This is a genomic window from Fretibacterium fastidiosum (assembly GCF_000210715.1).
In the GTDB taxonomy this organism is placed as follows: domain Bacteria; phylum Synergistota; class Synergistia; order Synergistales; family Aminobacteriaceae; genus Fretibacterium; species Fretibacterium fastidiosum.
Genome location: NC_021038.1, coordinates 1742190 through 1765447 on the forward strand (window position 1 = coordinate 1742190; position 23258 = coordinate 1765447).

The 23258-nt window shown below is 60.2% G+C and carries 29 protein-coding genes and 1 other RNA gene; 24 read left to right on the forward strand and 6 right to left on the reverse strand.

Annotation, left to right across the window (positions count from 1 at the left end):
- The 4 genes from SY1_RS08075 to SY1_RS08090 form a co-directional block, all read right to left on the reverse strand.
- Positions 1-692: DUF1883 domain-containing protein (locus SY1_RS08075; RefSeq protein ID WP_208873369.1), on the reverse strand; the 692-nt coding region annotated here is incomplete at its 3' end.
- Positions 693-814: 122 nt separating this feature from the next.
- Complete coding sequence (locus SY1_RS08080; RefSeq protein WP_015556736.1) at positions 815-1069, reverse strand: hypothetical protein; 255 nt, start codon at positions 1067-1069, stop codon at positions 815-817.
- On the reverse strand, positions 1066-1845 hold the full coding sequence (locus tag SY1_RS08085) for a hypothetical protein (protein ID WP_015556737.1): 780 nt from the start codon (positions 1843-1845) through the stop codon (positions 1066-1068). The genes SY1_RS08080 and SY1_RS08085 overlap by 4 nt, the downstream gene beginning before the upstream one ends.
- A gap of 60 nt (positions 1846-1905) precedes the next feature.
- Positions 1906-2316 carry a helix-turn-helix domain-containing protein gene (locus SY1_RS08090; protein WP_208873370.1) on the reverse strand — a complete coding sequence of 137 codons (411 nt, stop codon included), beginning with the start codon at positions 2314-2316 and terminating at the stop codon, positions 1906-1908.
- A gap of 95 nt (positions 2317-2411) precedes the next feature.
- On the opposite strand from SY1_RS08090, the gene SY1_RS08095 reads away from it, so the two are divergent.
- From SY1_RS08095 to SY1_RS08170, 16 genes are all read left to right on the forward strand, one after another.
- Positions 2412-2630 (forward strand): hypothetical protein, encoded by a 219-nt coding sequence (locus SY1_RS08095; RefSeq protein WP_208873372.1) that lies wholly within the window; start codon positions 2412-2414, stop codon positions 2628-2630.
- Positions 2631-2649: 19 nt separating this feature from the next.
- Positions 2650-2811 carry a DNA-binding domain-containing protein gene (locus SY1_RS08100; RefSeq protein WP_208873374.1) on the forward strand — a complete coding sequence of 54 codons (162 nt, stop codon included), beginning with the start codon at positions 2650-2652 and terminating at the stop codon, positions 2809-2811.
- A gap of 130 nt (positions 2812-2941) precedes the next feature.
- A complete protein-coding gene (locus SY1_RS08105; protein WP_208873376.1) occupies positions 2942-4840 on the forward strand; it encodes a DNA-binding domain-containing protein in 1899 nt (632 codons plus the stop codon).
- A 22-nt stretch (positions 4841-4862) separates the two neighbouring features.
- Positions 4863-5015: a hypothetical protein gene (locus SY1_RS08110; protein ID WP_208873378.1), complete on the forward strand. Its 153-nt coding sequence runs from the start codon at positions 4863-4865 to the stop codon at positions 5013-5015.
- 243 nt (positions 5016-5258) lie between these two features.
- Positions 5259-6170, forward strand: coding sequence for an AAA family ATPase (locus SY1_RS08115; protein WP_015556738.1), 912 nt, complete (start codon positions 5259-5261; stop codon positions 6168-6170).
- Between the two features lies 1 nt (position 6171).
- Positions 6172-6471 (forward strand): hypothetical protein, encoded by a 300-nt coding sequence (locus tag SY1_RS08120; protein WP_015556739.1) that lies wholly within the window; start codon positions 6172-6174, stop codon positions 6469-6471.
- 2 nt (positions 6472-6473) lie between these two features.
- Positions 6474-6638 carry a hypothetical protein gene (locus SY1_RS08125; RefSeq protein WP_015556740.1) on the forward strand — a complete coding sequence of 55 codons (165 nt, stop codon included), beginning with the start codon at positions 6474-6476 and terminating at the stop codon, positions 6636-6638.
- Complete coding sequence (locus SY1_RS08130) at positions 6638-7087, forward strand: host-nuclease inhibitor Gam family protein (RefSeq protein ID WP_015556741.1); 450 nt, start codon at positions 6638-6640, stop codon at positions 7085-7087. Before SY1_RS08125 ends, SY1_RS08130 begins: the two co-directional genes overlap by 1 nt.
- Positions 7088-7102: 15 nt before the next feature.
- Positions 7103-7178, forward strand: an RNA gene (locus SY1_RS08135) — hammerhead ribozyme type II.
- 9 nt (positions 7179-7187) lie between these two features.
- Positions 7188-7589: a phage protein GemA/Gp16 family protein gene (locus SY1_RS08140; RefSeq protein WP_015556742.1), complete on the forward strand. Its 402-nt coding sequence runs from the start codon at positions 7188-7190 to the stop codon at positions 7587-7589.
- Positions 7590-9188, forward strand: coding sequence for a terminase large subunit domain-containing protein (locus SY1_RS08145; protein ID WP_015556743.1), 1599 nt, complete (start codon positions 7590-7592; stop codon positions 9186-9188). It begins immediately after the preceding gene.
- Positions 9189-9347, forward strand: coding sequence for an NrdR family transcriptional regulator (locus SY1_RS08150; protein WP_015556744.1), 159 nt, complete (start codon positions 9189-9191; stop codon positions 9345-9347).
- Positions 9325-10683: a structural protein gene (locus tag SY1_RS08155; RefSeq protein ID WP_208873380.1), complete on the forward strand. Its 1359-nt coding sequence runs from the start codon at positions 9325-9327 to the stop codon at positions 10681-10683. The genes SY1_RS08150 and SY1_RS08155 overlap by 23 nt, the downstream gene beginning before the upstream one ends.
- Positions 10659-11063 carry a hypothetical protein gene (locus SY1_RS08160; protein ID WP_208873382.1) on the forward strand — a complete coding sequence of 135 codons (405 nt, stop codon included), beginning with the start codon at positions 10659-10661 and terminating at the stop codon, positions 11061-11063. The genes SY1_RS08155 and SY1_RS08160 overlap by 25 nt, the downstream gene beginning before the upstream one ends.
- Positions 11064-11440: 377 nt before the next feature.
- The gene (locus SY1_RS08165; RefSeq protein WP_208873384.1) at positions 11441-12262 is read left to right on the forward strand and encodes a 4Fe-4S dicluster domain-containing protein; all 822 of its coding nucleotides are present in this window, start codon (positions 11441-11443) and stop codon (positions 12260-12262) included.
- Positions 12263-12326: 64 nt separating this feature from the next.
- The gene (locus tag SY1_RS08170; RefSeq protein WP_208873386.1) at positions 12327-12866 is read left to right on the forward strand and encodes a BMC domain-containing protein; all 540 of its coding nucleotides are present in this window, start codon (positions 12327-12329) and stop codon (positions 12864-12866) included.
- Between the two features lie 92 nt (positions 12867-12958).
- Here SY1_RS08170 and SY1_RS08175 read toward each other — a convergent pair whose 3' ends face one another.
- Together SY1_RS08175 and SY1_RS08180 are read right to left on the reverse strand one after the other, a co-directional pair.
- Entirely contained in the window at positions 12959-13750 is a 792-nt protein-coding gene (locus SY1_RS08175) for a class I SAM-dependent methyltransferase (RefSeq protein ID WP_015556746.1), read from the reverse strand.
- 57 nt (positions 13751-13807) lie between these two features.
- A complete protein-coding gene (locus tag SY1_RS08180) occupies positions 13808-14590 on the reverse strand; it encodes a ZIP family metal transporter (protein WP_015556747.1) in 783 nt (260 codons plus the stop codon).
- A gap of 519 nt (positions 14591-15109) precedes the next feature.
- Between SY1_RS08180 and SY1_RS08185 the strand changes: the two genes are divergently transcribed.
- From SY1_RS08185 to SY1_RS08220, 8 genes are all read left to right on the forward strand, one after another.
- A complete protein-coding gene (locus SY1_RS08185) occupies positions 15110-15463 on the forward strand; it encodes a hypothetical protein (protein WP_208873388.1) in 354 nt (117 codons plus the stop codon).
- 13 nt (positions 15464-15476) lie between these two features.
- Complete coding sequence (locus tag SY1_RS08190) at positions 15477-16529, forward strand: hypothetical protein (RefSeq protein ID WP_015556748.1); 1053 nt, start codon at positions 15477-15479, stop codon at positions 16527-16529.
- A 387-nt stretch (positions 16530-16916) separates the two neighbouring features.
- Positions 16917-18173 (forward strand): serine hydroxymethyltransferase, encoded by a 1257-nt coding sequence (locus SY1_RS08195; protein ID WP_015556749.1) that lies wholly within the window; start codon positions 16917-16919, stop codon positions 18171-18173.
- A 44-nt stretch (positions 18174-18217) separates the two neighbouring features.
- Complete coding sequence (locus tag SY1_RS08200; protein WP_015556750.1) at positions 18218-19663, forward strand: alanine/glycine:cation symporter family protein; 1446 nt, start codon at positions 18218-18220, stop codon at positions 19661-19663.
- Between the two features lie 262 nt (positions 19664-19925).
- Complete coding sequence (locus tag SY1_RS08205) at positions 19926-20471, forward strand: DUF6305 family protein (protein WP_208873389.1); 546 nt, start codon at positions 19926-19928, stop codon at positions 20469-20471.
- 12 nt (positions 20472-20483) lie between these two features.
- On the forward strand, positions 20484-21776 hold the full coding sequence (locus SY1_RS08210) for a TRAP transporter large permease subunit (RefSeq protein WP_015556751.1): 1293 nt from the start codon (positions 20484-20486) through the stop codon (positions 21774-21776).
- A 13-nt stretch (positions 21777-21789) separates the two neighbouring features.
- Complete coding sequence (locus SY1_RS08215; protein WP_015556752.1) at positions 21790-21933, forward strand: hypothetical protein; 144 nt, start codon at positions 21790-21792, stop codon at positions 21931-21933.
- A gap of 17 nt (positions 21934-21950) precedes the next feature.
- Positions 21951-23105 carry a succinylglutamate desuccinylase/aspartoacylase domain-containing protein gene (locus SY1_RS08220; RefSeq protein WP_015556753.1) on the forward strand — a complete coding sequence of 385 codons (1155 nt, stop codon included), beginning with the start codon at positions 21951-21953 and terminating at the stop codon, positions 23103-23105.
- Positions 23106-23258: the final 153 nt, after the last annotated feature.

Consider the following 23258-nt stretch of genomic DNA (forward strand, 5'->3'; position numbering starts at 1 on the left):
TCGGCTAAAGATGGACTGTAATCTATCACCTGTTGCTTGGTGACGTTATGCCAGATGGGCAATAGAATTTGCTCACCGGAAACGGAACGGGTTACAAGCCCATCCAACTCATAGTTCGTCCAGCCTTTTTTCATGAAGGCCGGAGACAAGATAACAATGCCGACACGGCTATTTGCCAAGCCTTGATCTATTTTTCGCCGAAGGCTATCTCCGATCTGAAGTGTGAACTCGTCATACCAAACCCTCAATCTCTCTTCTCGCAAAGCTTCCGCCAGTTCCCGAACAATGCCGTCTTTATCCTCGGAAGCATGAGAGATAAAAACATCGTAGGTATCTCGATTTGTGGTGTAAGGAGGAGACACATCTTGCCTGACCAACGAGGGGATTGAAGATAGAGAAATCCCTTTCGCTTCTGGCAGAGGGGCAGGCAATATCCGTACAGATGCACGCGTGCCATTAGCAAGGCCACGAGTATCAATAGCGACATGCCAACGACCTGGACTGGGGATACTAAGGTAAAATGGGGATTGTTTTGCTAAGCCGCCAATATAACGGTAGTCTCTCCCATTTCTATAATTTGCAAAGTTGGAACTGTCCATGAGTTGGACATTAGCAGCCATTGTCAGAGTGACTTCTACGATTTCCCCTTTGTTACGCTGACCGAGGTCGTTGTGAATGAACTCGAATTTCATAGGATACCCCCTCAAAATAAAAAGCGATTATCTCCTCCACCCCATCCTCCGGCGGGGCGATGACCGTCATCATCCTGAACCTCTACTCTGCTTTCCCCACCCTCAACGCCCGCACCTCGCGCTCACCAGTCTTCGCCATCGCCCGGATTGCACACCTCACATGGCTCGTACCCCATAGCCTTCGCCTTGGAGAGCGGGATAGAGCGTTTGCCTTTCTTCAGCGTGCGGCAGTCTTCCTCGTGATACTTCTTACCCTTGCCGGAGGTGGCGATCCAGACCATGTACTCCTCGCCTTCCGCGCTCACCTGAAAGACAAGCGTGGCCCCAAGAGACAACAGGAACGCCGCGAGAATGCCAAGCGAAAGAACACGTTTCATGGCTTGCCTTTAGGCTCGACAGCCTCCACTCCAAACCAAAGGCCGATCAGGTCAGACATCGAGAAAAAGAATTTTTTGTTCCCTATAACGTGTCTGCCTTCTTTGCCGTCCTCCAAATTTTCTGGCGTGAGCCCCATATCCTTCAACAGTTGACCGCGCCCTTTTGCGTCCAATTCTGGTGCTGTTGCCATGATCAACTGGCCGATCCCAAGCATGATGTTAGCCCCGCTGTGCATGGTGCCATCTCCTTGGGCAATCATGGTGACGGATTGAAGTTGTTGCGTCTTTTTATCAATGCTGCCAATCAAAGCAATATTCTCCGTCACCGAAGCAATAAACGAATCGTTGACGGCTCCTGTTTCAAGTTTCAGAGTCTCACAGCGCAGGTTTGACTTAAAGGTTTTTGCAGCTTGATTGAATTTTTTCTGGAATGTTTTAGAATCGCAGCCAAGCAAAGGGACCACAGATTCATCCTGCACCTCCTCCTGAGGTTCTTCAGGAAGATCGAGGATAGTAACGTCGGCTGGCTTTGTTTCTGAAGATACTTTCTGAGAATCGAGAACGGCATCTTTTGAGAGAGAAGGCCCCTGCTCTTTAAGCATTGCCACATTCGCGAGACTGCCGACATACACGAAAAAGACAAAAGGCCCAACGATGACAGCAATGAACCCGCTTAAAAATTTCCCGCGGCCCTTCAAACGCAGACGACGAAAGATAAAGCGTCCGACATATAAGGCAAGAAGTAACCCAGAAACCAAGATTAACAGTGGTAACATCACGACTCCTCCTTTACTTCTTCCTACACCCCATCCTCCGACAAGGTACTCCAGCCCAGCTTACTCCGCCCGCTCCAACTCCCGCACCCGACGCTCCAAGTCGCTCAGGTGTTTCGCTTTTGAAACATGGTCAAACACCTCCCGCCGCTCATCGTCGGACATCTCCGCGAGCATCAGCACGATCTTCTCCAGCATTCGGTCCTCGCTCAACGCCTCGATTGCCTCCGCGGCCACGCTCTCAGCTTCGCCCTTGCCCCGCATCATCTCTCCCTCGCCGGTTAGGAGCCAGTTAACATTGACGTCATTTTGGGCAATAAACTTAAGAAGGGACGAAGGTATATCCCTACTTCCTTCCCCTGATTCATAGCGACAATAAGTCCTAAGAGCTACGCCCGCGCCTTCAGACACCTGCTTCTGTGTCAAGCCTAAAGCCTTACGGATTTCAATGAGGCGAGTATAAATGTTGTCCAAAATGACATCTTCCCCTTGACTATATGCCCATTTTGTCTTATTATCCTACTCAATAAAGTTGCCTAAAACGACACTTTTTGAGGAGATGATACCCCATGTTGCAAACTACCGCAACAAAAAAATCTTTGAGGGGACTTTTGCTGTTGAAGGGACTGACTTTATCTGCTTGGGCAAGAGAAAACGGCTACACTGCCAATCTTGTGACTGGGCTTGTCAGTCGTTTTGCAGGGAAAGAAAAGCGCCCTAAGAGTGGTGTTTCCTTGAGGGTAATCGAAGCTCTTGAACGGGACACAGGCATCAAAATCTGCGGATGAGGAAGCGGTTCAGTGGTTCTTGAACGAGTTTGCCGAAAACCCCGACCTTGAGGTCAAGGGAACCTACGACCGGTTGAAGGACCTTGCGGAGGAGAACGGCTGGAAGATCGGCAGCGTCCATTCCCTTTACCGACTGTGCAGGGAGTTCAAGGAAATGGCCGTGACGCCCAGGAGCACGTGAGCATTGGCAGGCCGAAACGCCCGCAGGGGCATAGCCTCTGCACCCGGTCGAAAGGCCGGGGGCGTCCGTGGGTCAACCCCACGCTGATGAGGCCAGTTTCCATCAGAACACCATGAAAGGAAGCGCGCACATGTGGCTGACCGTCTCCCAACTTGCCGGACTCCTGAATATAACGCCTCAAGCCGTGCGCAAAGCACTGCAGGAAGGTCGTTACCAGCACATTCAGCAGATTGACGGGCATGGATGTGGTCAAGGCGGCAAGGTCTGGCAAGTCTCGGCCCTGGACCCGGCGGTGCCGGACGAAGTGCGGGAGGCGTTGGGGCTGAAGGGAGATCGCTGGGAGAGGGTGCGGGCAGCGAAGGAGGCGGAGAAAGTGGGCATAGCACCGGAACGACTGGACAAGAAGACCGCAAAGCGCCTGCGCGTCCTGAAGCGCGCGGCGGAGTGCCCCGCAGGCATCCCCGTCGGCGAGTGGTATGCCCGCATCGCGGCCGACGAGCACGTCTCCGTCCCCACCATCTACCGCTGGCTCACGGAGCGGAAGAGGGGCAAGGTCGTCTCGGACCGCGCGCCCCTTGCCGTGGCACTCTCCTTCTCGTCGGGGCCGCTTGAGGTGGCGGTGAAGAGCCGCACCTTTGCGCCCCAGGCACTGGAGTACGGCCTGTCCTTGCTAGCCAATAACCCCCGCATGGACGTCAAGCGCGCCTACCTTGAGACCGCGGAGGAAGCGGAGAAACAGGGCTGGGAGGTGGGGTCGCTGGCTTCCTTTTACAGGAAGTGGAACGAGATGCCGGACGCCGTTCGCGTTCTCACCCGGACCGGACACCGGGGCCTGGAGCTGATGGTCAAGCCGGCCGTGCTTCGCGACTTCAGCTGCTACAAGGTCTACGAGGTCCTGGTGGGCGACCAGCACATCTTTGACTACACCGTCTTTGACGACGACGGCACGCCAATTCGACCGCAGATGTTCGCCTGGGCGGATTTCCGAAGCCGTTACTTCTCCGGCATCTGGCCCGTGATGGGCAACTACGACAAATACGCCGTCGGGTTCGCGCTCCGCGAGGCCTGCCGGTGGGGCATTCCGGAGAACCTGTACACGGACTGGGGACGGCCGGAGCGCAGCGACTACGTGGCCTACCTCCGCAAGCAGCTCTCCGGCTATGCGGCTTTCAGGGCAATGGACGGCGACGAGGAACAGATCGGCCACAAGAAGGCGAAGCCGCGCAACGCGCAGGCCAAGCCCATCGAGAGCTGGTTCTTCCATGCCTTGGAAAACCCATTGATGCAGAAGAACCTTCCCGGCTACAGCCGCCAGGACAAGAAGGACGAGAAGCGGAACGAGTTCATCCAGGCGACGCTTCGCGAGGAGATCAAGGACGGGAAACTGCTCCACGCACGGGACTTCTTCGAGATCGTCCTCCAGACCATACAGGAGTGGCACCGGCACACGATGGTCGAGGAGAAGATCGAGCCAGGACGGTGCTTCCTGGAGGGCATCCAGCGCCCGCTGACCCGTATAGATGACCGGACGCTCGACTTCCTCTTTTGGCCCGCCGTCGTCCGGCAGGCCCGGAACAGCCAGGTCGAGATGACTCTGCCGGGGTTCGGGAAATGCCGTTGGTACGCGCCGGAGCTTTCCTCCTACTGCGGACGAGGCACGGGGAAGAAGGTGGAGGTTCGCTTCAACCCCTACGACCGGAGCGTCGTCCATTGTCTGGATTTGGAAAGCCACGGGCTCATCTGTACTGCCGAGGAATGGGGCAAGGAGGACCCGCACGACATGGACGCCGTGGTCGGCAAGATACGCCGCCAAAACGAGCTGATCAAACACTGGCTGGAGCTGACGAAGCAGCTTGTCAGGCCGGAGACGAAGGTCCATCGCCTCACGCCCTACGCGAAGGCTGCCGCGGAGGTGCAGGAGCTTGCGGCGGTGCGGGAGGAGTTGGTCGTGAACGACGCGGAGCTGGACCGGAAGATCATCGCTCTGGCCGAAAGCATGGGCGTCGGCCCGACGGCACAGGCTAAATAGCGGAGAAAGGAGGTGCCGGAAGATGAAAAGGGGGAAAGCTGTCGCAAGGATACACCTTTCTGCAAGAGGATTCAAGAAATACAGGAGATGGCTTGAGGCTTTAAACGCACTCATGGACTGTCAGCCTGAATTCACGATTGTCGCCACGGTAAAGAGGGGAAAGTCTAAAGCTTAGAGAACATGGACTCCAGAGCTTTCAAGGCTTTCCGGGCAGAGCTGGAATCGATTGTAACCGTTGCGCCACAACGATTACACCGCAAAGACTTCTTCTTTTGGATATCGCCGAAGGTAACGGCAATATCTCGCCCGCACTCAGGACATGGAAGATCAATTTTTTCTTTATCGAGTACCCCCACGGGAACCACCTCGTTTAGAAAACCGTGGCGACGCTCCAAGGGTACCACAAGGAGGGGAAGATATGCAAAGCAACGAGATAAACCAGCTTCAGGAAGTTATACAGGCCCTTGGGCTGAGCAACGCGGACGTCGCCCGAATCTCCGGGAAGTCCACCGGGACCGTTTCGCAGGCCCTTGGCGGCAAGTACAAAGGCCGTCCGGAGGTGATTGGGGAGATTGAGGCGTCGCTCGTCGCTTACCGCAAGGCCCAGAGGGAACGGCAGGAGGTTCGTGAGGCGTGGTTCACGGACGGGCAGAAGCTCATTCAGTCCATGCTGGGCCTCACCTACGCGACGCGGGGGTTCTCCGTCGTGGTCGGCCCGTCCGGAATAGGGAAGACCTACACGGCCCTGAACTTCAAAGAGGGATACTCCGACGTCCTGTACCTGCGCTGCGCCGACGGCATGTGTATGGGCGACGTCATCGACGCCCTGCTGGAACTGACCGGAACGCCCTGCTATGGTAGCAACAGCCAGAGGCTCCGAAGGGCCATCCGGGCGCTTCTTGAGGGCGGCGTGCGGATGCTGCTGGTGGACGAGGCCGACCTGCTGGTGACGGACGGCAGCCGGCCAAAGATACTCAAGAAGATATCCGTCTTTCGGGAGGTGAAGGAGGCCGGAATCGGCGTCTCCCTCATCGGGCTGGAGAGCTTCGACACCGCGCTCCGAACGGTAGGTGAGACCTACGTGACCAGCCGCATCGATATGTTCCGACGCGCGAGCGCCCCGTCGGCGCGGGAGTTGGGGCACTACATGGCAAACCTGGGCGTCGATCCGGAGACGGAGGGGGCGCGGCGGGCCCTGTCCCTGGCCCCGAAGAACGGCTCCATGCGCTTCGTGGAGAAGGCGGCGCACATCGCCCGGCAGCTGGGCGACAACATGGTGGAGGCCCTGCGGTTCCTCTTCGCCGCCAGCGGCCATGTAAAGGGAGCCTGACATGAAGAAATTCAGAATGAAAGTTGCCTGCGAGGCCACCTTCACAGTGCTTAGCCCCTTCGCGATCGAGATAGAAGCGGAGGATGAAAAGACGGCTGAAGAACAGGCAAAAAAGCTTATCCGAGACTTTATGGAGACGCGAGACGAAGACCCTTTATTGGATGTGGCCCGCCATGAGTGGGAAGCCCAGGCCATCTTGAACGGGCACATCGGCCAGAAAGCGTCCATCGAATTTGATGACTATCAGGATATGTATCTCACAAACATAAAGGAAATCGAGATTATGAAAGGAGTCGGATAAAAATGTTGGCCATTTCGTTGTGTACCGGATTTTCCGCGGTCGCGCTGCTCTGCGTTCTGGAGCTTCTTCTGGCGGCGACGGAGCAGGAGCCGCCCCGCTGGCTGGATTACGTCGATGGCCCCTACGTCAGAACAAAATACACCGCATTGAAAGGACGGGATTGGTAATGGCGCGAGAGAAACCGAAGCAGATCATCGCCCCCATTCGGGACCTGACCGAGGCCGACAACGCCCTGGCGGAGATCGCGGAGATCGACCGAGCGGTTGCGGCGGCGAACCAGCAGCTCAACGAGGACATCGACGCCCTCAAGAAGAACACTCAGGACGAGATCGCGCCGCTTTTGGAGCGCAAGAGCCGCGACCTGGGCTTCGGAACCATCGGGTTCCGCAAGAGCACGTCGCTGGCAACACTCAAGAAAATCTGCTCCACGTGGAAGGAGGTCCTGGGCAAGCTCAAGGAGTACGGCTTCAGGGACGCCATCCGCGTGAAGGAGGAGCCGGACAAGGAAGCGATGTCCGAGTGGCCAAAGGAGCGCCTGGAACTGGTGGGCGTCCAGCGTGTCGAGAAGGACGAGTTCTATTACGAGATATCCCAGGAGAAGCTGGCGGAGAATTAGGCCGTATCCTTCCCATTGCGAAACGCCCTCGACCAAGGCGGTTGAGGGCGTCATCCCGGAGCGGCGTCCGGGGTCTGATGAGCAGCCGAAGGAGGTGTGCATGGTGCAGGTCAAGACCATAACGGCAGCACAGAAGAAGATCATCTGGTCGATAGCCCGGAAACAGCTCGGCATCCAGAGGGACGAGCTGTACGCGGCCATCTTCGGGATGTTCGAGGCCGAGCGGATGTCCGCGCTCACCTATGCCCAGGCGGAGCTGTTCATCGGCGAGCTCCGCCGCCGAGCGGCCGGACTGGGGCCCGACAGGCTCACCGAGCCGCAGTACCGAAAGATCATGGCCATGACGCGCAGTTTCGGATGGAAGCCGGAGAACCTGAGTGCGTGGCTGCGCAGGGTGACGGGCGTCGACGAGGTCCGCTGGCTGACGGTGGAGCAGGCACGAAACGTCATCACCGGCCTGGAGCGCATCCTGAAGTACAACGAAGAACATGCGGAGGTGTAAATGGCCTACAGCGAAGCCATCAAGCGCGAGGCAAAACGCCTGTACTGCTCCGGCTGGAGCTGCAACGAGGTGGCGGAGAAGCTGAACCTCAACCCGGATACGGTGTTTCGCTGGCGCGCCCGGTACCAATGGGACGAGGAGACGGCGGACGAGAGCATCGAGGGCGTGAAGCGCCAGATTGCCGCCATCGGCGCATCCGACGAGCCCCTCTCTGAGGCTCAGGCCCGGAAGTTGGACAAGCTCACCAGGGCCGTCGAGCGGATGGAACGGTCGGCAGCCAGGGAGGCCAGGGAGAAAAAGGGACGGAAACGAAAAAAAGGGGACCCGCCGCCCGGTCTGGACGCCCAGGTCATCGGGGATATCAAGGAGAAAGCGCTGGATAAGCTCTATGCTTACCAGCGCTCGTTCCTACTGGACGACTCGCGTTTTCGCGTCTGCCTGAAGAGCCGCCAGATCGGCTTTTCCTTCCTGCTGGGGCTCGAGGTCCTGCTGGGCGCGATTGAACGAGGTGATAACCAGATTGTCATCTCGGCCTCTCAGGATCAGTCCGACATCGTGCGGAACTACGCCGTCAAGTGGTGCAAAGACTTGGACGTGGATTACCTGGAGGATGGAGGCAATATCATTTTCCCCGGTGGAGCCATTGCGTATTTCCTGCCCTGCAACCCGCGCACCGTGCAGGGCTACACCGGGGACGTCTACCTGGACGAGTTCGCGTGGCACATGCGCGGCCGCCTTATGTGGCAGGCTGCCGTGCCCGCTGCAACGACGAAAGGAAAGCGCCTCACCGTCACCAGCACGCCCTACACCGAGACGGACATGTTCGGGGAAATCGTCACGAACCCGGACAAATACCCGCGCTTCTCCCGCCACACAGTGACGATCTACGATGCAGTGAAGGACGGTCATCAGGTGGACATCGAGGAGTTGCGCGGTCTGTTCGACGCCATAACCTTCGCGCAAGCCTACGAGTGCCGGTTCTTCGCCGACGAACTCTGTCTGCTGCAGCCGGACGAGGTCCGCGCGGTGCTCGACGACGACTGCCTACGCCACGTCTCGGCCTGGGTGAACGGCGGCGTCGACATCGGCCGCACCAAGGACGTGACGGCCATCGTCCTGGCCGAACAGCTCCAGGTGGAGGCAGAGAAGCTGGTGTTCGTCCGGCACATGGAGACGCTGGCGCGCATGGCCTTTGACGGCCAGCGTTCCCACATGGCCGGCCTGGTCGAGGGCTGGAAGATACGGCGCCTGGCAATGGACGCTACCGGCATCGGGATGCAGCTCTCCGAGGACATGCAGCGCCTCTATCCCGGAAAGGTCGAGCGCGTCCACTTCACACGGGAGAAGAAGGAGGAGATGGCATTGTCGGTCAAAAAGCTGTTCGAGACGCAGCGCATCCGCATCCCGAACGACCGCGACCTGGTGATGCAGCTCCATGCCATCAAGCGCAAGCCCACGGAAAAGGGCTTCACCTACGACGCGGACAGGAACGAGCAGATCAAGCACGCGGATCTCTTCTGGGCGCTGGCCCTGGCCGTGAAGGAGTTCGGGGGACGGAGGCGCGTGTTGACGGCAAGAAACTTCAAGGTGGTGGGATAGATGCGATGCCCGAAGTGCGGCGCGGACAAGACCGGCGTGCGCGTGACGAACGACCTCGGCGACAGCGTCGAGCGGATTCGCCAGTGCAAGGCCTGCCGCGCCTGGTTCAGGACGTTGGAGGAGGAGGTAAGGCGCGTTGACGCCCCATACCGTTCGTAAGACGGCGCTGCCTCTGAACGCCATCATCCTGGCGCTCAAGACGGCGCTATCCAAGACCTGGACGGAACAGAGGCGGGCGCTCCTGTTCGACGTGCTGGAGGATGGGCGGACGCTGGGCCTCCAGGAGTCGCCCAGCAAGGCGGAACTGGGCCGGCTCGTCGGCAGGGCGGAGGGATACCTCGGCATGGGGCTGGCGGAGGCGGCCCGCCGCCCCGTCTGGCAGGCGGACGTGGCCGCGTACCGCGTAGGACTTCAGGCCGTCTCGGCCGATTTTTCCTTCACGCTACCGGACATGGAGGCGTTGGACGTCCTGCGGGGGCAGACGCTCTTCTGGGTGCAAAACTCTTACACCCGTTGGCTTCAGGACGAGATGGTGGAGGCGCTGAACGAGTACTTCACCGAGGGGAAGACCCGCATCGAGCTGGCCGCGAGGCTGGAGCGTTTCCTGACGTCGAAGGAACCCACCATGCAGGGGTACTTCGACCTGCTGGCCGACCACAACGCCACGCGGATTGCGGAGATAGGGCACGTCACGGGTTACGAGCGCGCCGGCGTGGAGTACGTAGAGATCGTCGCGGTGCTGGACGAGCGCACCAGCCCGATATGCCGCCACCTGCACGGCCGCATCATCCCGACGTCAGCCTTATCGAGCCAGAAGGAGCGCCTGCTGGAAGCGGCGAAAAAGCTGGACATGAAGGCCGCCAGGAAGGCGCAGCCGATGCTGTCCGGCGCCAGCGAGGCGGCGGTGCTGCTGGAGCCGAAGACCTCGAAGATCGTCGCTCAGGGCGTGGGGATGCCGCCGTATCACTTCCGGTGCCGCACCACGACGGTGGCACACTTCGAGCCCGCCGACACCTGGCAGAAGGCCAGTCACTGGGTCATTGACGGGGAGGCCCCCAAAAGGGAGATACCCAGGCTCCTCGACTATGCCCGCAACGCCCGGTGGGGTACGCATCCGAGAGTTTGGGAGCGCTCCCGCGGAGGCGATGGACGCCAGCATCCAACTGCTTTTGTCCACTTCAAAACTCATGGGGAAAGGGAGATGGGCTTTCGGACACTGGAGGAGTATAATCAAAGACTTGTTTCACTGGTGCGCCGAGCCGGTCGGGACGTGTATCTGGTGATCCGGAAGAAGGAGCATCCATATCCGGTCCTGATCTTCCGCGATGAACGCACTCAGGAAACGGCGGTCATCAACCTCAAGGGGCAGCAGTTCGCAACGTTCTTCAGGCCGAACAACAAGCGTTTTGAGACATTGCTGAGGGGCTACGACATCTCCCTGAAACTGGAAAACGCGAGGGGCGTGATGAAATGGATAAGGTTCATGCCTATATAGATGAAGAGCGTGAATCCTACAACAACATGAGCCGCCGCGAGCTCCTGGAGCACATCGCTGCCGTGTCGGGGACGTTCTGGATAGAAGATGGTTGGGAGCCGTGGGAGCGCATGAACGACTGGCCGGAGCTGGAGCTGCTGTCGGCGTTCGACTTCCTGCGCCCGGAACTGTCGGAGGAGGAGCGGGGCATCCTGGACGGCTGGATTGAGAAGTATGCGGGGTGGCGCGAGCAGGGCATCTTCTTCCAGCGCTACCGGGAAACCAAAGGAAGCCGTTTCACCTGGAAGAAGTATCGGGAACGAATGGAGGAGGAGTTTGGTCGCCTCATCCCCCGGTCTCACTGGTGGTTCTGGCCGGACGACAAGAGGGGCGAATCGTAACACTTTCGCCCCCAGTTATCCACAGAAAGACTAAGCAACCTGTGTTTTTAGTTGCTTACTCCAGGTTGCTTAGTCGAGCCTAAAATTTGACCAAAGGGCACAAAAAGAGCCCCGCCAACGGGGCAGGGCCATCCTCGTAAACCTCAGTTTTAAACCGGGTCTGAAACATTTGAAGGGCTTTTGAAGGCTCTAAAATGGTCAGGGTTTCAAAAAGCCGAAATCCGAGCGAAAATCGGAAAAACCGGCAAAATCTCCGCCACCGCCGTTTTCAAATTCTCATTTCCAATTCCCGCAAACCCGCCCCACCAGCCAACTTCCAGAATCGCCCTCAAAGGAACTTTCTCTCATCTTCTCCGAGAAAAGCCATCGTCCTTCGCGTGCCGCTGGGCACGAACGTCCGCGAGTGCATCGCCGCGGCGGACCTCGCCGTCGGAGGGGATTACGCCGTGCTGGTGGGCGGCCCCATGATGGGCAGGGTGCTGACGGACCCGAAGGCGATCGACGGGACCGTCGTCACCAAGACGACGGGGAACCTGGCGATCCTTCCGATGGACCACTACCTCGTCACGCGGTCGGTCCTGTCCATCGAGAACATGAAGCACCAGGCCCGCAGCGCCTGCGTGCAGTGCCGCATGTGTACGGACATGTGCCCGCGCCACCTCATCGGGCACGAGGTGGCGCCGCACCAGGTGATGCGAAACGTGTGGCGCGAGGAGACGCTTCCCGACGAAGAGTACGTCCGCTGCTTCGGCAGCGCCCTCAACTGCTGCGACTGCGGCCTGTGCGAGATGTTCTCGTGCCCCATGGGGCTCTCTCCGAGGCGAATCAACGGCTGGTTCAAACAGAGGTTTCGGGAGAAGGGGCTGAACAAGGAGCGCAACATGGAGCCGCTGGCGCAGCGTTTCCTCGACCTGCGGCGCGTGCCCACGTCCCGCCTCTACGCCCGCCTTGGCCTGGGAGACTGGCACGGAGTCCACGTCCGGGAGCCTCATCGCTCCCTTGCCCCTCAGTGCGTTTACGTCCCCTTCCGACAGCACATAGGCAAGCCCGCCGCCCCGATCGTCCACGTCGGGGACCGGGTGGAGCGCGGCGCGCTCATCGCCTCCGCTCAGGAGGGCGTGTCGGCAAACGTCCACACGGGCCTTGCCGGTCTGGTGCAGTCCATCGACGAGAGCGGCGCGCTCATCGTCGCCGGTTGACGGCCCCATCCCGCTGTGAGGATGGCTGCATCGGGGAAGGACAATCAAGAGGGGGGAGAGGACGTTGAACAACGCGATCGGCATGGTGGAGCTGAACAGCATTGCGATCGGCATAGAGACGTGTGATTTTATGGTGAAGGCCGCTCAGGTGGACCTCCTGAGGGCGTCCACCATCTGTCCGGGAAAGTACATCGTCATCGTCGGCGGAGAGGTCAGCGCCGTGCAGTCCTCCATGAAAACGGGCCGCGCCAATGCCGGACCGGCGCTTGTGGACTGTCTTCTGCTCCCGAACGTCCATCCGCAGGTGGCCCCGGCCATCGCGATGACCTCTCAGGTGCGGACGTTCGGAGCCGTCGGGGTGCTTGAGTTCTTCTCCATCGCGAGCGCCGTCAAGGCGGCCGACGTCGCGGCGAAGGCCGCGGACGTGTCGCTGATCGAGGTCCGCATGGGACTGGCCGTCGGCGGCAAGGGGTTCGTCACGCTGACGGGCCAGGTGTCGGCGGTCAGGACGGCCGTGGCCGCAGCCGCCGCGAAGGTGGAGCTCATGGTCGCCTCCACGGTGATCCCCCGTCCGTCCCCGGCGCTCGTGCAGTCGCTGTTGTAAGGGGGGCGGGCGAAGGGCCGGCCTTTGCGGACAAGGGCCGGCCCTGAGAGAGGATGGCGTTTCCGTCCCCTGAGGGGGCGGCGCTGGACGGGCTACTTTCGTCCCACCAGCAGCGTGGACCCTCCAAGGAAGAGGAATTTTGCTTCTCTGGGGCTCATGAACAGGCCCTGCGTCGTGTCGATGATCTGCACTTCCTGATACCCCATGCCCCGCAGCCTCTCGACGAACGCCTGCATGTCCCCGTACCTGGCGCGGGACATGAGGTCGTGCAGGGCGAAGGTCCCGCCCTTCTTCAGGACCCGCAGTGTCTCCAGGAGGACGTCCTGTCGATTTACCCCAACGATGTTGTGGTAGCAGTAGTTGCTGGTGACCGCGTCAAAGCTCTCGTCCGGGAAGTCGAGCTTCACCGCGTTGCCCTGAAGGAAGCGGACGTTGCCCACGCCCTCCGCCAGGGCGTTGTCCTCGCAGAGCTTCTTGTTGTACGAGGCGTAGGTGATCCCCCACAGGTCAATCCCCGTCATGCTTCCCTCAGGGTTCCTCTTCGCGCAGGCGATGGTCAGCGCACCGCTGCCGCAGCCCACGTCGAGCCCGCATCCGCCGTCGGGCAGACGGACGTACTGCGCGACCCCCTCGACGATGGCCCGCGCCAGCTGCCTTTTGCCGTTGTAGTCGAAGGCCCGGTACAGCGCGGTGCCGAGCGCCAGGAAGACGAGGCAGGCGGCGCTTGCGAGCCCCAGCACGACGGCCAGGACGCCCCGCGCCGTGTCGGAAACGCCGGTCCCCAGGACTCCCAGGGCAAGGAAGAACAGCAGGACGACGGCGGTCACGACGGCGAGGGCGACGAGCAGGCCCTTCGGCACCCAGTTCTTGTAGTTCGGTTTCATGAGAAATCCCTCCAGTCGATAAAAATTGAAAAACGCGGCTCCGCAGGCCCCATTCGATTACCCAAGGGCCACATCCAGGGCCATCATCAGGGTGAACCCGGCGGCGAACATCAGGCCGCCGACGTCGGAGTGCTTGCCCGACGAGAACTCCGGGATCAGCTCCTCCACCACGACGTAGAACATCGCCCCGGCCGCGAAGCTCAGAAAGTAGGGCATGAGGGGCGTGAAGACCTCCGCGGCCCAGAGCATCAGGACGGCGGCGATGGGTTCCACCGCGCCGGACAAGATGCCCTCGACGCAGGCGCGGCGCCGGCTCTCCCCCTCCGCGTGGAGCGGCATGGAGATGATGGCGCCCTCCGGGAAGTTCTGAATGGCGATGCCGAGCGCCAGGGCCATGGCGCCGCCCGCAGTGATCTCCTCCACGCCGGACAGGAGTCCCGCGTAGACGATCCCCACGGCCATACCCTCGGGGACGTTGTGCAGCGTGACGGCGAGGGAGAGCATCGTCGTTCGCGGGAGGCGGGTTTTGGGCCCCTCCGCCTCCTGAGCGTCCATGTGCAGGTGCGGGACGACCCGGTCCAGCAGGAGGAGGAACAAGGTCCCTGCCCAATAGCCGACCGCCGCAGGGAAAAAGGCGAAGGCCCCAAGGGGCTCGCTCTGCTCTATGGCGGGGATCAACAGGCTCCAGATCGACGCGGCGGTCATGACCCCCGCGGCAAAGCCGGTCAGCGCCCGCCGAATGGTGTCGTTGAGCTCCCCCTTCATGAAGAACACGCAGGCTGCGCCGAGGGACGTCCCCAAAAAGGGGATCAGGATTCCCTGAAACACTTGAAGATTCATGAACCTTACCTCGCCTTTCGTACCCCGTCGCGCCCTGTCGGGGGAATTTGCGTTCAAGCTCCCGTGCTCGCCCTGCCTGCCCTCTGTCCCTCCATGGCCCAGCCTACAGGGCGGGCCGGCGTCCTGCCCTGCCGGTCCCCTCGGGCGCTCGCGAGGGCTTTCGCCTGAGGCCTGAACCTCGTCGCGTCCGCCTGTGTTCCCGGTGGCAAATCACCTAAGGAAACACTGATTAAGTCGTTGAGAACTGTCAACCGCATAGACTCCCTTCAGTGCCTGAAACTTCACCAGGCCGCGCGAAGCGCGTGGGGCTTGGGGCGTAGCCCCATTTTAAAATTTTAGGGAAGCGCTGAAGGATACCCTTTATTGATGTTCCTTGATTGCTTTCAACAACTTTTGAAAATTAATCAGCGCTTCCCTAATTATAATCCATTATCCCCCCACCTCTTCCCCTGAAACGTCGAATTGTGTTGTCCCCTGGGCCGGATGGTCCTCAGGTGGGCGTCTCCGATTTTGCGATTCGTGCGCACTTTCCGGAAACAGGACGGAAGACAGGGCATCCGCGAGGCGTATAATGAGGACAGGGAGACGGAGGTGATGGACATCATGACGATGCTGTTTGACCAGGAGACGGCGACGAGGAATTACGTTGACAGGGTGCGCCGCGAGGCGGCGGAACAGAGCCTCGCTGAAGGTCTCGCCAAAGGCCTTGCCAGGGGCAACGTGCAGGGATTTGTGAACGCCTGCCGGAACTTTGGTATCCCCAGGAGCGAAGCTTTGACGCGGGTGGCCAGGAGGTTCAACCTCACCGACGAGGATGCCAGGTCCGAGGTGGAGCGCTGCTGGGGGGCGAAGGGAGCCGCGTCGGCAGAGTGAGGGAGGCGAGGGCATGGACAGGGCGGAGCGGGATGAGGCGGGGAGCATGAACCGCGAGGTCAAGGCCACGGTGTTCTCCGACCTCTTCAAGATCAAGAAGTACCTGTTTCAGCTCTACCGGACGCTGCACCCCGAGGATACGACGACCGTGGAGGACGACCTGACGGACGTCAGCATCAACAACGTGCTGGTTGACGACATCTATAACGACCTGGGTTTTATGGTGTCGGACCGTCTGGTGGTTCTCGTGGAGGCGCAGAGCACGTGGACGGAGAACGTTTTGATTCGCGGTGCGATGTACCTTGTGCAGACGTGGCGGAACCACTTTGCGAGGACGGGTGCGGACCTTTACCACGCCCCCAGGGCTGCGCTCCCCCGACCGGAGTTCTACGTTCTCTACACGGGCGAGAGGGTTGCGCGCCCTGAAGTTCTCTCCCTTTCGGAGGAGTTTTTCTGCGGGGAGCCGTTTGCGATCGAGGTGCGGGCCAGGATGCTCTACGGCGAGGGGACTGGGGACGTGATCAGCCAGTATGCGTCGTTCTGCAGGGTTCTCGGCGGTCAGGTGAAGCTTTACGGTCGGACGAGGCGGACGATCCGTGAGACGATACGCATCTGCAAGGAGCGCGACGTGCTGAAGGAATATCTGGAGGACAGGGAGGCGGAGGTGATGGACATCATGACGATGCTGTTTGACCAGGAGACGGCGACGCGGAATTACGTTGACAGGGTGCGCCGTGAGGCAGCGGAACGAAGCTTCGCTAGGGGCAACGCTGAGGGCCTCGCTGAAGGCCTTGCCAGGGGCAACGCTGAGGGCCTCGCTGAAGGCCTTGCCAGGGGCAACGCTGAGGGCCTCGCTGAAGGCCTTGCCAGGGGCAACGCTGAAGGCCTCGCCAAAGGCCTTGCTAAGGGCAACGTTCAGGGCTTTGTGAACGCCTGCCGGGACTTTGGCGTCTCCAGGAACGAGGCTTTGGCGCGGGTGGCCAGGAGGTTCAACCTCACCGCCGAGGATGCCAGGTCCGAGGTGGAGCGTTGCTGGGAGGCGAAGGGAGCCGCGCCGGCAGAGTGAGGAGACGTCAGGCGTTCATTGAAGCGAGTTGGTCGGGCGGCGCACCGGGGGATTCGGGTGCCGCCCTTTGTTTTGCCTGACGCGATGGTGGCAACAGGCTTGTAAAAAACAACGTAATGGTTTTGACAGACCGTGTTGAATTCAGCCTGCTCTCACTTTTAGAATACGGTCGTTGATGTTGAAGTGCTTATGGCTTTTTCTGAATTTTTAGCGCACTTACTCACCGAAATAGATTGCACTTTTGGATTTTATTTCGAGCTTAATCTATTGTGATGAATAGTTGACGTGATAAAATACTGATGATAGACTAAACACTAACGGAGGGGTTTTTCATGACGTTCCCCTAACGCTTTCTGAAAATTTAAAAAATCCAAGGAGTGATCAATCATGTTGAAACACGCGCGCGTTTCAGATCCCGAGGTTTATAAGTTGACTTTAGAGGAACTGACGCGCCAGGAGCACAACATTGAAATGATCGCCTCAGAGAGCACGGCTGCCCTTGAGGTGATGGAACTCACCGGATCGATTTGGACGAACAAGACGCTTGAGGGGTATCCAGGGGCCCGTTTCCAGGCGGGATCACACGTCGCCGATAAGCTTGAAACGTTAGCCAATCAGCGCGCTATGGACCTCTACGGTGCAGATCATGTCAACCTTCAGCCTTATTCGGGTTCTACGGCGAACTACGCTGTCTATTCCGCTGTGCTAAAGCCAGGCGACAGGGTGCTTGGTATGCGCTTGGACCAGGGAGGCCACCTGACGCACGGCTCACCTGCAAATTTCCTCTCAAAAGTTTACCAATTTGATTTCTATGGTGTAAATCAGGAGACAGAAACCATCGATTATGAGGCGTTGGAAAAGAAGGCTAAAGAATTCCAGCCGAAGCTCATTATTGAGGGTGGCAGCTCTTATCCGAGGCTGATCGACTACGAACGGATTGGGGCTATTGCCAAGTCCGTTGGCGCGTTTTCCATGGTTGACATGGCTCACGTGAGCGGATTGATTGCTGCGAAGGTGATCCCCAGCCCGGTTCCCCACACCGACTTCGTCTCGTCATCGACGACAAAAACGTTCTGCGGTCCGAGAAGCGGCATGGTCCTCTGCAAAAAAGAGTTTGCGAAACAGTTGGATCGCGGCGTTTTTCCGGGTGCACTCGGTTCGATGCACCTGCACACGATGGCGGCGAAAGCCTGGTGCTTTAAGCAAATGGCGGGCGCCGAGTATAAGGTGGCCATGACGCAGGTTGTGAAGAACGCAAAAAAGCTGGCCGAGGAGTTGGCGAAGTACGGATTCCGAATCGTCAGCGGTGGTACGGATAACCATTTAATCCTTGCCGACCTTCGCCCCAAGGGGATTACGGGCAAGGTGTTCCAGGATGCGCTGGATTCTGTGGGCATTACCGTCAACAAAAACCAGATACCCTTTGATCCTGAGAAGCCAACGATCGCGAGCGGCGTGCGCATTGGCCTGACCTCGGTCACGCAGCGCGGGCTGAAGGAGAAGGAAATCGAGGCGATCGCGAAGATCATGGACAAAGTTTCCAGTGCCCCGGAGGATGAAGCCAACCTCAAGGCTTGCAGGGAACAGGCGGAAAAACTGATTGCTAATTTTCCGCTCTATCCCGCCGGCAGCTTTGATGATTAACTGATCAACACTCATTCAATCACGCTTGGGAGGTGTCGTTTTTCATGGAAAGCTTCGGCAGCTACGTTAATGCGTTCAATGATCTGGTCTGGAGCGATGCGCTCGTCTATCTCTGTCTCATCACGGGGGTCTATTTTACGGTTCGGATGAAATTTCCTCAGATCAGGTTGATCAAGGATATGGTTCGCCTCCTGATCGGCAAGGGGTCGCAGTCCGGCATCAGTTCCTTTCAGGCGTTTGCAACGACGGTAGGTTCTCGTGTCGGCATGGGGAACATTGCGGGCGTGAGCACAGCCATCTACTTCGGCGGACCGGGGGCTATCTTCTGGATGTGGCTCATCTCCATTTTGGGCGCGGCCGCTGCTTTTGCAGAATCAGCCTTGGCTCAGGCTTATAAGGTCAAGGTCAACAACCAGTACGCAGGCGGCGCGGCTTACTTCTCGGAGCAGGGGCTTCACTTTAAGCCGCTGAGCATCCTCTTTGCGATTGCGACGATTCTGGGGCCGGGGATTCTGATGCCTGGCGTTCAGGTACAATCCATCGCCCTGAGCTTTGACATGGCGTTCCAGGTCAACGACATTGTCGTCGGCGTTCTGTGTACGGTTCTTGTCGCAATGGTCATCTGCGGTGGAATTAAAAGAATCAGCGTCGTGGCCGAACTCCTTGCACCCGTCATGTGCGTTGCGTATATCCTGATCACCCTTTACATTTTCGCCGTCAATATCGACAAGGTCCCTGGCGCTTTCGCGCTGATCTTCCGCTCCGCTTTCGGCATGGAGCAAGCGTTCGCAGGAATCGTCGGGGCGGCGATATCGTGGGGCGTCAAGCGGGGTGTCTACTCCAACGAGGCCGGGCAGGGGTCGGGTGCTATCGTTGCCGCTGCAGCCGAGTGCGATCACCCTGCGGAGCAGGGGCTTGTACAGGCCTTTTCGGTCTTCGTCGACACGCTCGTCATCTGTACGGCCTCCGCTCTCATCATCATCCTCACGAACAGCTACAACGTTGTGGACCTTCAGGAAAAGGCGATCGTGGAGCACATTCCAGGCGTCGCTTACGGCATCCTGTGGGCACAGACGGCGCTGGTGCGTGCCGTGGGATCCTGGTCCGGTCAGTTTTTGGCCATTATTATCGTGCTCTTTGTCTTCACCAGTTTGATGGGCTATTACTATCAGGCTGAAAGCAATGTGACCTATCTTTCCAGCGGCAACCCCAAGGCCATTTGGGCTTTTCGCATCGCTTTCCTCATCTCCTGCTTTGCGGGCGTGCTGATTGAGAACAAGGTGGTTTGGAGCATGGGCGATACGGGGTGTGGCTTGATGGCGTGGTTCAACATTATCGCTATCCTGCTCCTCTCCTCGAAGGCCTGCGCGATCCTGAAGGACTACGAGGAGCAGAAACGCAGTGGCGTCAAGCCATTGTTTGACCCGAAGAAGTTTAACGTGCCGGACGTTTCCGCGGTTTGGGCTGACGTGGCGCGCAAGCGTTCGTAGCGCAGCCAGTGTTTCGGCGGTGAAAGAAGAATTGTAGGGGGATGGCACAGTAAATTGTGCCATCCCCCTGTGATTTAAAATTACGGATAAGGTTCCTTTTAGTCGGCACTCTTCCAGAAGCCGCGCCGATCGTTTGACAAACGGGCGAAGTGCTCTAGAATGATGACATTCAACGCGGCGCCAGTTTAATGCGTTCGCCTGGTCGTTTGATCGGGTTCGCGCTGCGAGCACGCCGTAAAAAAATCGTGGGAGGCTGGTCATTGTGAAACTGAAGAACCTTGCTGTTGCGCTGGTCCTCTTGTCGTGTCTGACGGGGGTCGCTTTCGCTGCGCCGGTCGCTCTGACGCCCATGGGGCAGAGTCCGGACGGCATGATGGTTCGCGTGGTGCTGAAGTCCCTCGCGGTCGAGACGGACTATGACGCCTTGATGAAGCCGGAGGCGCTGTCCGACCAGAAGGTGCTCATCGCTGTCGTGGGAGCAAGCTCCAAGGGGATGGGGGCGGCGGGCATCAATCAGGACGACGAGCTGGCGCGTGCGAAGGCGCTCTGTGAGGCCGCCGCGGGCAGGGGGATGAAGGTCCTCGTGATGCACGTGGGCGGCGATGGGCGCCGGGGCGACCTCTCCAACAAATTCATCGAGACGGCGGGGGCCTACGCGGACGGCTTCATCGTCGTGGAGGGCGGGAACGACGACGGCATCTTCACGAAGTTGGCCGAGTCCCGCAAGGTGGAGCTCCTCTCCGCCCCCAACGTCAAGGGCACGAAGGAGCCGCTTTCGACCCTGTTGAAGGGCTGGGGCGTCCTGTAAGCCCGACGGGGGATGTCCTGGTTCTGGCCGGAGGGCTTCTACGCCCTCCTGATGGTCGCCGTCTTCTTCGCGGTGACGTTCTGGCTCGAACTTCCCATCGCGGTCGCCATGGTCTTCGCCTCCCTCGCCGGCGCGGCGGCAGCAGGCGAGGGGATTCCCCTGAGGCACCTCGTGGAGGGGGAATTCGGCTACCTCGACACGATCATGGTCATCGCCTCGGCCATGATCTTCATGAAGGCCGCGCAGAGGACGGGCTTCCTGGACGCTTTCGCGGTCTGGATCATCCGCAGGTTCCGCCGTATGCCGGCGTTCTTGAGCCTCGGCATCCTGCTGCTCATCATGGCGCCGGGGATGATCACGGGGTCGTCCATCGCCTCCGTCCTGACGACCGGAGCGCTTGTGGCGCCGGTGCTCGTCACGCTTGGCCTGGAGCCGGAGCGCGCGGGGGCCGTCATCTCCATGGGGGCGCTTCTGGGCATGGTCGCGCCGCCGGTCAGCATCCCCGCCATGATCATCTGCGCCGGCGTCGATATCCCCTACGTCGGCTTCACCGTCCCGCTCCTGATCTGCACCCTGCCGCTGGCGGCGCTCTTCGCCCTGGCGATGGTCTATCCCGCCATACGACGCTTCGAGGACGAGGGGGCGCTGGAGGCCCAACTCGAAAGGATGAACGCGCGGCCGCTGACGCTTCGGCTGTCGCTGCCCGTCCTGGTCCTCGCCGCACTGATCGCCGCCGAGCAGTTCCTGAGCGGGTCCCGATACTGGCACTTCCTGGGGATGCCCGCCATCTTCCTGATCGCCGCCGCATCGGCCCTCCTGACGGGGGTTCGGTGGAACCCCATGGAGGCCGCAGCCGAGGCCATCGATGACTCCCTCCCCATCATGAGCGTCCTGATGGGCGTGGGCATGTTCATTCAGGTCATGACCCTGGTCGGCGCGGAGGGCTTCGTCGTCGTCTCGGCGCTGTCGCTGCCGTCCTGGGGGCTCTTGGCAAGCGTTCTGATCGCCATGCCGCTCTTCGGCGCGATCTCCGCCTACGGATCGGCCTCCGTGCTGGGGGTGCCGTTCCTTTTGGCGCTTTCAGGGCACGACGTCGTGATCGTTGCCTCCGCGCTGGGGATGCTCGCGTCGCTGGGAGACCTCATGCCGCCCGGAACGCTGTCGCCGTTCTTCGCGGCCCGTGCGCTGGGCGTGGAGGACCGCTTCAGGATCGCGCGCCGCTGCCTGTGGCCGGGCGTGACCGTGGCGCTGTGGTGCCTCGCCGTCATCCTGATGAGCGACGCCATTGCGCGCCACATCCGGTAGAGGAGGGAATACGATGACGCTTTTCTACAGGGGAATCCTGGCCTTGATGACGATCCTCGTCCTTCGCTCCATGTTTCGGGAGCGTTCCTTCTGGCGGCAGTTCGCCGATGCGCTGGTCCTGATCCCCATGATCCTGCGCATCCTGATGATCAAGTGAGGGGGGAGGGCGTCCGGATGAAGGGGTTTTTCGCAAAGGAACGCGGCAGCGCGCTGACGGCGCTCCTCCTCTGCGTCGGGGTTGGCCTGACCTCCTGGGCCGCGGCACGATCGTTCATGTCGATGTGGGAGCTGGACGCTCTGGCCCCCGCGCCGGGGTTTGAGCGGCACAGGCTCTCGGAGTGGGAGCCGTCGCTTTCGGGGTCGCCGGGCGACACCCCCGTCTTCATCCAGCAGGGGAGAGAGCCGGGAGGGACGATCTTCATCATGGGCGGCATCCATGCCAACGAGCCGGCGGGGTACATGGCGGCCGTCGTGTGCCTTGAGCGAGCGCAGGTGGAGCGTGGGCGGCTGATCGTGATGCCCTTCTCCAACCTGTCCGCGTTGACGCACAACTCGCCCCAGGACGCCGCGCCGCAGCGCCTCCGCTTCACGCGGGACGATGGCACGGTGCGGAGCTTCCGGTGCGGTTCGCGGGCCACGAACCCCATCCACCAGTGGCCCAACCCGAACACCTACGTTCACTTTCCGTCGGGGCAGGAGCTGGACGGCACCTCGCGGGCAAACCAGAACCGCGCGTTTCCCGGCACGCTGAACGAGGGGCTGACGCAGCGGGTCGGGTACGCCATCACGGAGATGCTGCGGGCGGAGAGGGTGGACCTGGCCTTCGACCTGCACGAGGCCGCTCCGGAGTATCCCGTCGTCAACGCCATGGTGGCCCACGAGAACTCGATGGAGCTTGCGGCCGTGGCGGCGATGGAGCTTGAGATGATGGGCCTCCCCATGCGCCTTGAGCCGTCGCCGAAGAACCTGCACGGGCTCAGTCACCGCGAGTGGGGCGACAGCATCCCGACGCTGCTGCCCATCCTGATGGAGGCGGCGAACCCGGGGCAGGGACGTCTGAGGGGGCGTACGGACGAAGCCCTGTTCCTGACGGGCGCGGACAAGGCCTACGTGCGCGCCGCCGCCCTGGGCCGCCTCTTCGTCCCCTACGACGGCAGCCAGCCCATCCAGCTGCGCGTGGGCCGTCATCTGGCCGCTATCCAGGCCGTGTTGAGCGCGATGGAGGAGCTGTATCCGGACAGGGCGGTCGCCGTGTCCGGCATTCCGGGGTTTGAGGAGGTCGTGTCGCACGACGTCGGACATTGGCTGAACCCTCTACCCGGCCTGTGACAGGGGTTCCAGAGGTTGATTCCAATGCCGGTCAGCACGGCTCCCTCGTTGTTTTTGCCCACTTCGTCTATGAAGTGATTGCGTGGTAAGGAGGAGGTATTCTCATGAACGGAAGGTTCAAAAGGCTGTTGGGGCTGAGCCTCGTCGTCGCCC

Coding starts and splice junctions, on each gene's coding strand:
- SY1_RS08080 (WP_015556736.1), bottom strand. CDS start 1,069: ATGAAACGTGTTCTTTCGCTTGGCATTCTCGCGGCGTTCCTGTTGTCT.
- SY1_RS08085 (WP_015556737.1), bottom strand. CDS start 1,845: ATGTTACCACTGTTAATCTTGGTTTCTGGGTTACTTCTTGCCTTATAT.
- SY1_RS08095 (WP_208873372.1), top strand. CDS start 2,412: ATGTTGCAAACTACCGCAACAAAAAAATCTTTGAGGGGACTTTTGCTG.
- SY1_RS08105 (WP_208873376.1), top strand. CDS start 2,942: ATGTGGCTGACCGTCTCCCAACTTGCCGGACTCCTGAATATAACGCCT.
- SY1_RS08110 (WP_208873378.1), top strand. CDS start 4,863: ATGAAAAGGGGGAAAGCTGTCGCAAGGATACACCTTTCTGCAAGAGGA.
- SY1_RS08115 (WP_015556738.1), top strand. CDS start 5,259: ATGCAAAGCAACGAGATAAACCAGCTTCAGGAAGTTATACAGGCCCTT.
- SY1_RS08120 (WP_015556739.1), top strand. CDS start 6,172: ATGAAGAAATTCAGAATGAAAGTTGCCTGCGAGGCCACCTTCACAGTG.
- SY1_RS08125 (WP_015556740.1), top strand. CDS start 6,474: ATGTTGGCCATTTCGTTGTGTACCGGATTTTCCGCGGTCGCGCTGCTC.
- SY1_RS08130 (WP_015556741.1), top strand. CDS start 6,638: ATGGCGCGAGAGAAACCGAAGCAGATCATCGCCCCCATTCGGGACCTG.
- SY1_RS08140 (WP_015556742.1), top strand. CDS start 7,188: ATGGTGCAGGTCAAGACCATAACGGCAGCACAGAAGAAGATCATCTGG.
- SY1_RS08145 (WP_015556743.1), top strand. CDS start 7,590: ATGGCCTACAGCGAAGCCATCAAGCGCGAGGCAAAACGCCTGTACTGC.
- SY1_RS08150 (WP_015556744.1), top strand. CDS start 9,189: ATGCGATGCCCGAAGTGCGGCGCGGACAAGACCGGCGTGCGCGTGACG.
- SY1_RS08160 (WP_208873382.1), top strand. CDS start 10,659: ATGGATAAGGTTCATGCCTATATAGATGAAGAGCGTGAATCCTACAAC.
- SY1_RS08175 (WP_015556746.1), bottom strand. CDS start 13,750: ATGAAACCGAACTACAAGAACTGGGTGCCGAAGGGCCTGCTCGTCGCC.
- SY1_RS08180 (WP_015556747.1), bottom strand. CDS start 14,590: ATGAATCTTCAAGTGTTTCAGGGAATCCTGATCCCCTTTTTGGGGACG.
- SY1_RS08190 (WP_015556748.1), top strand. CDS start 15,477: ATGGACAGGGCGGAGCGGGATGAGGCGGGGAGCATGAACCGCGAGGTC.
- SY1_RS08195 (WP_015556749.1), top strand. CDS start 16,917: ATGTTGAAACACGCGCGCGTTTCAGATCCCGAGGTTTATAAGTTGACT.
- SY1_RS08200 (WP_015556750.1), top strand. CDS start 18,218: ATGGAAAGCTTCGGCAGCTACGTTAATGCGTTCAATGATCTGGTCTGG.
- SY1_RS08210 (WP_015556751.1), top strand. CDS start 20,484: ATGTCCTGGTTCTGGCCGGAGGGCTTCTACGCCCTCCTGATGGTCGCC.
- SY1_RS08215 (WP_015556752.1), top strand. CDS start 21,790: ATGACGCTTTTCTACAGGGGAATCCTGGCCTTGATGACGATCCTCGTC.
- SY1_RS08220 (WP_015556753.1), top strand. CDS start 21,951: ATGAAGGGGTTTTTCGCAAAGGAACGCGGCAGCGCGCTGACGGCGCTC.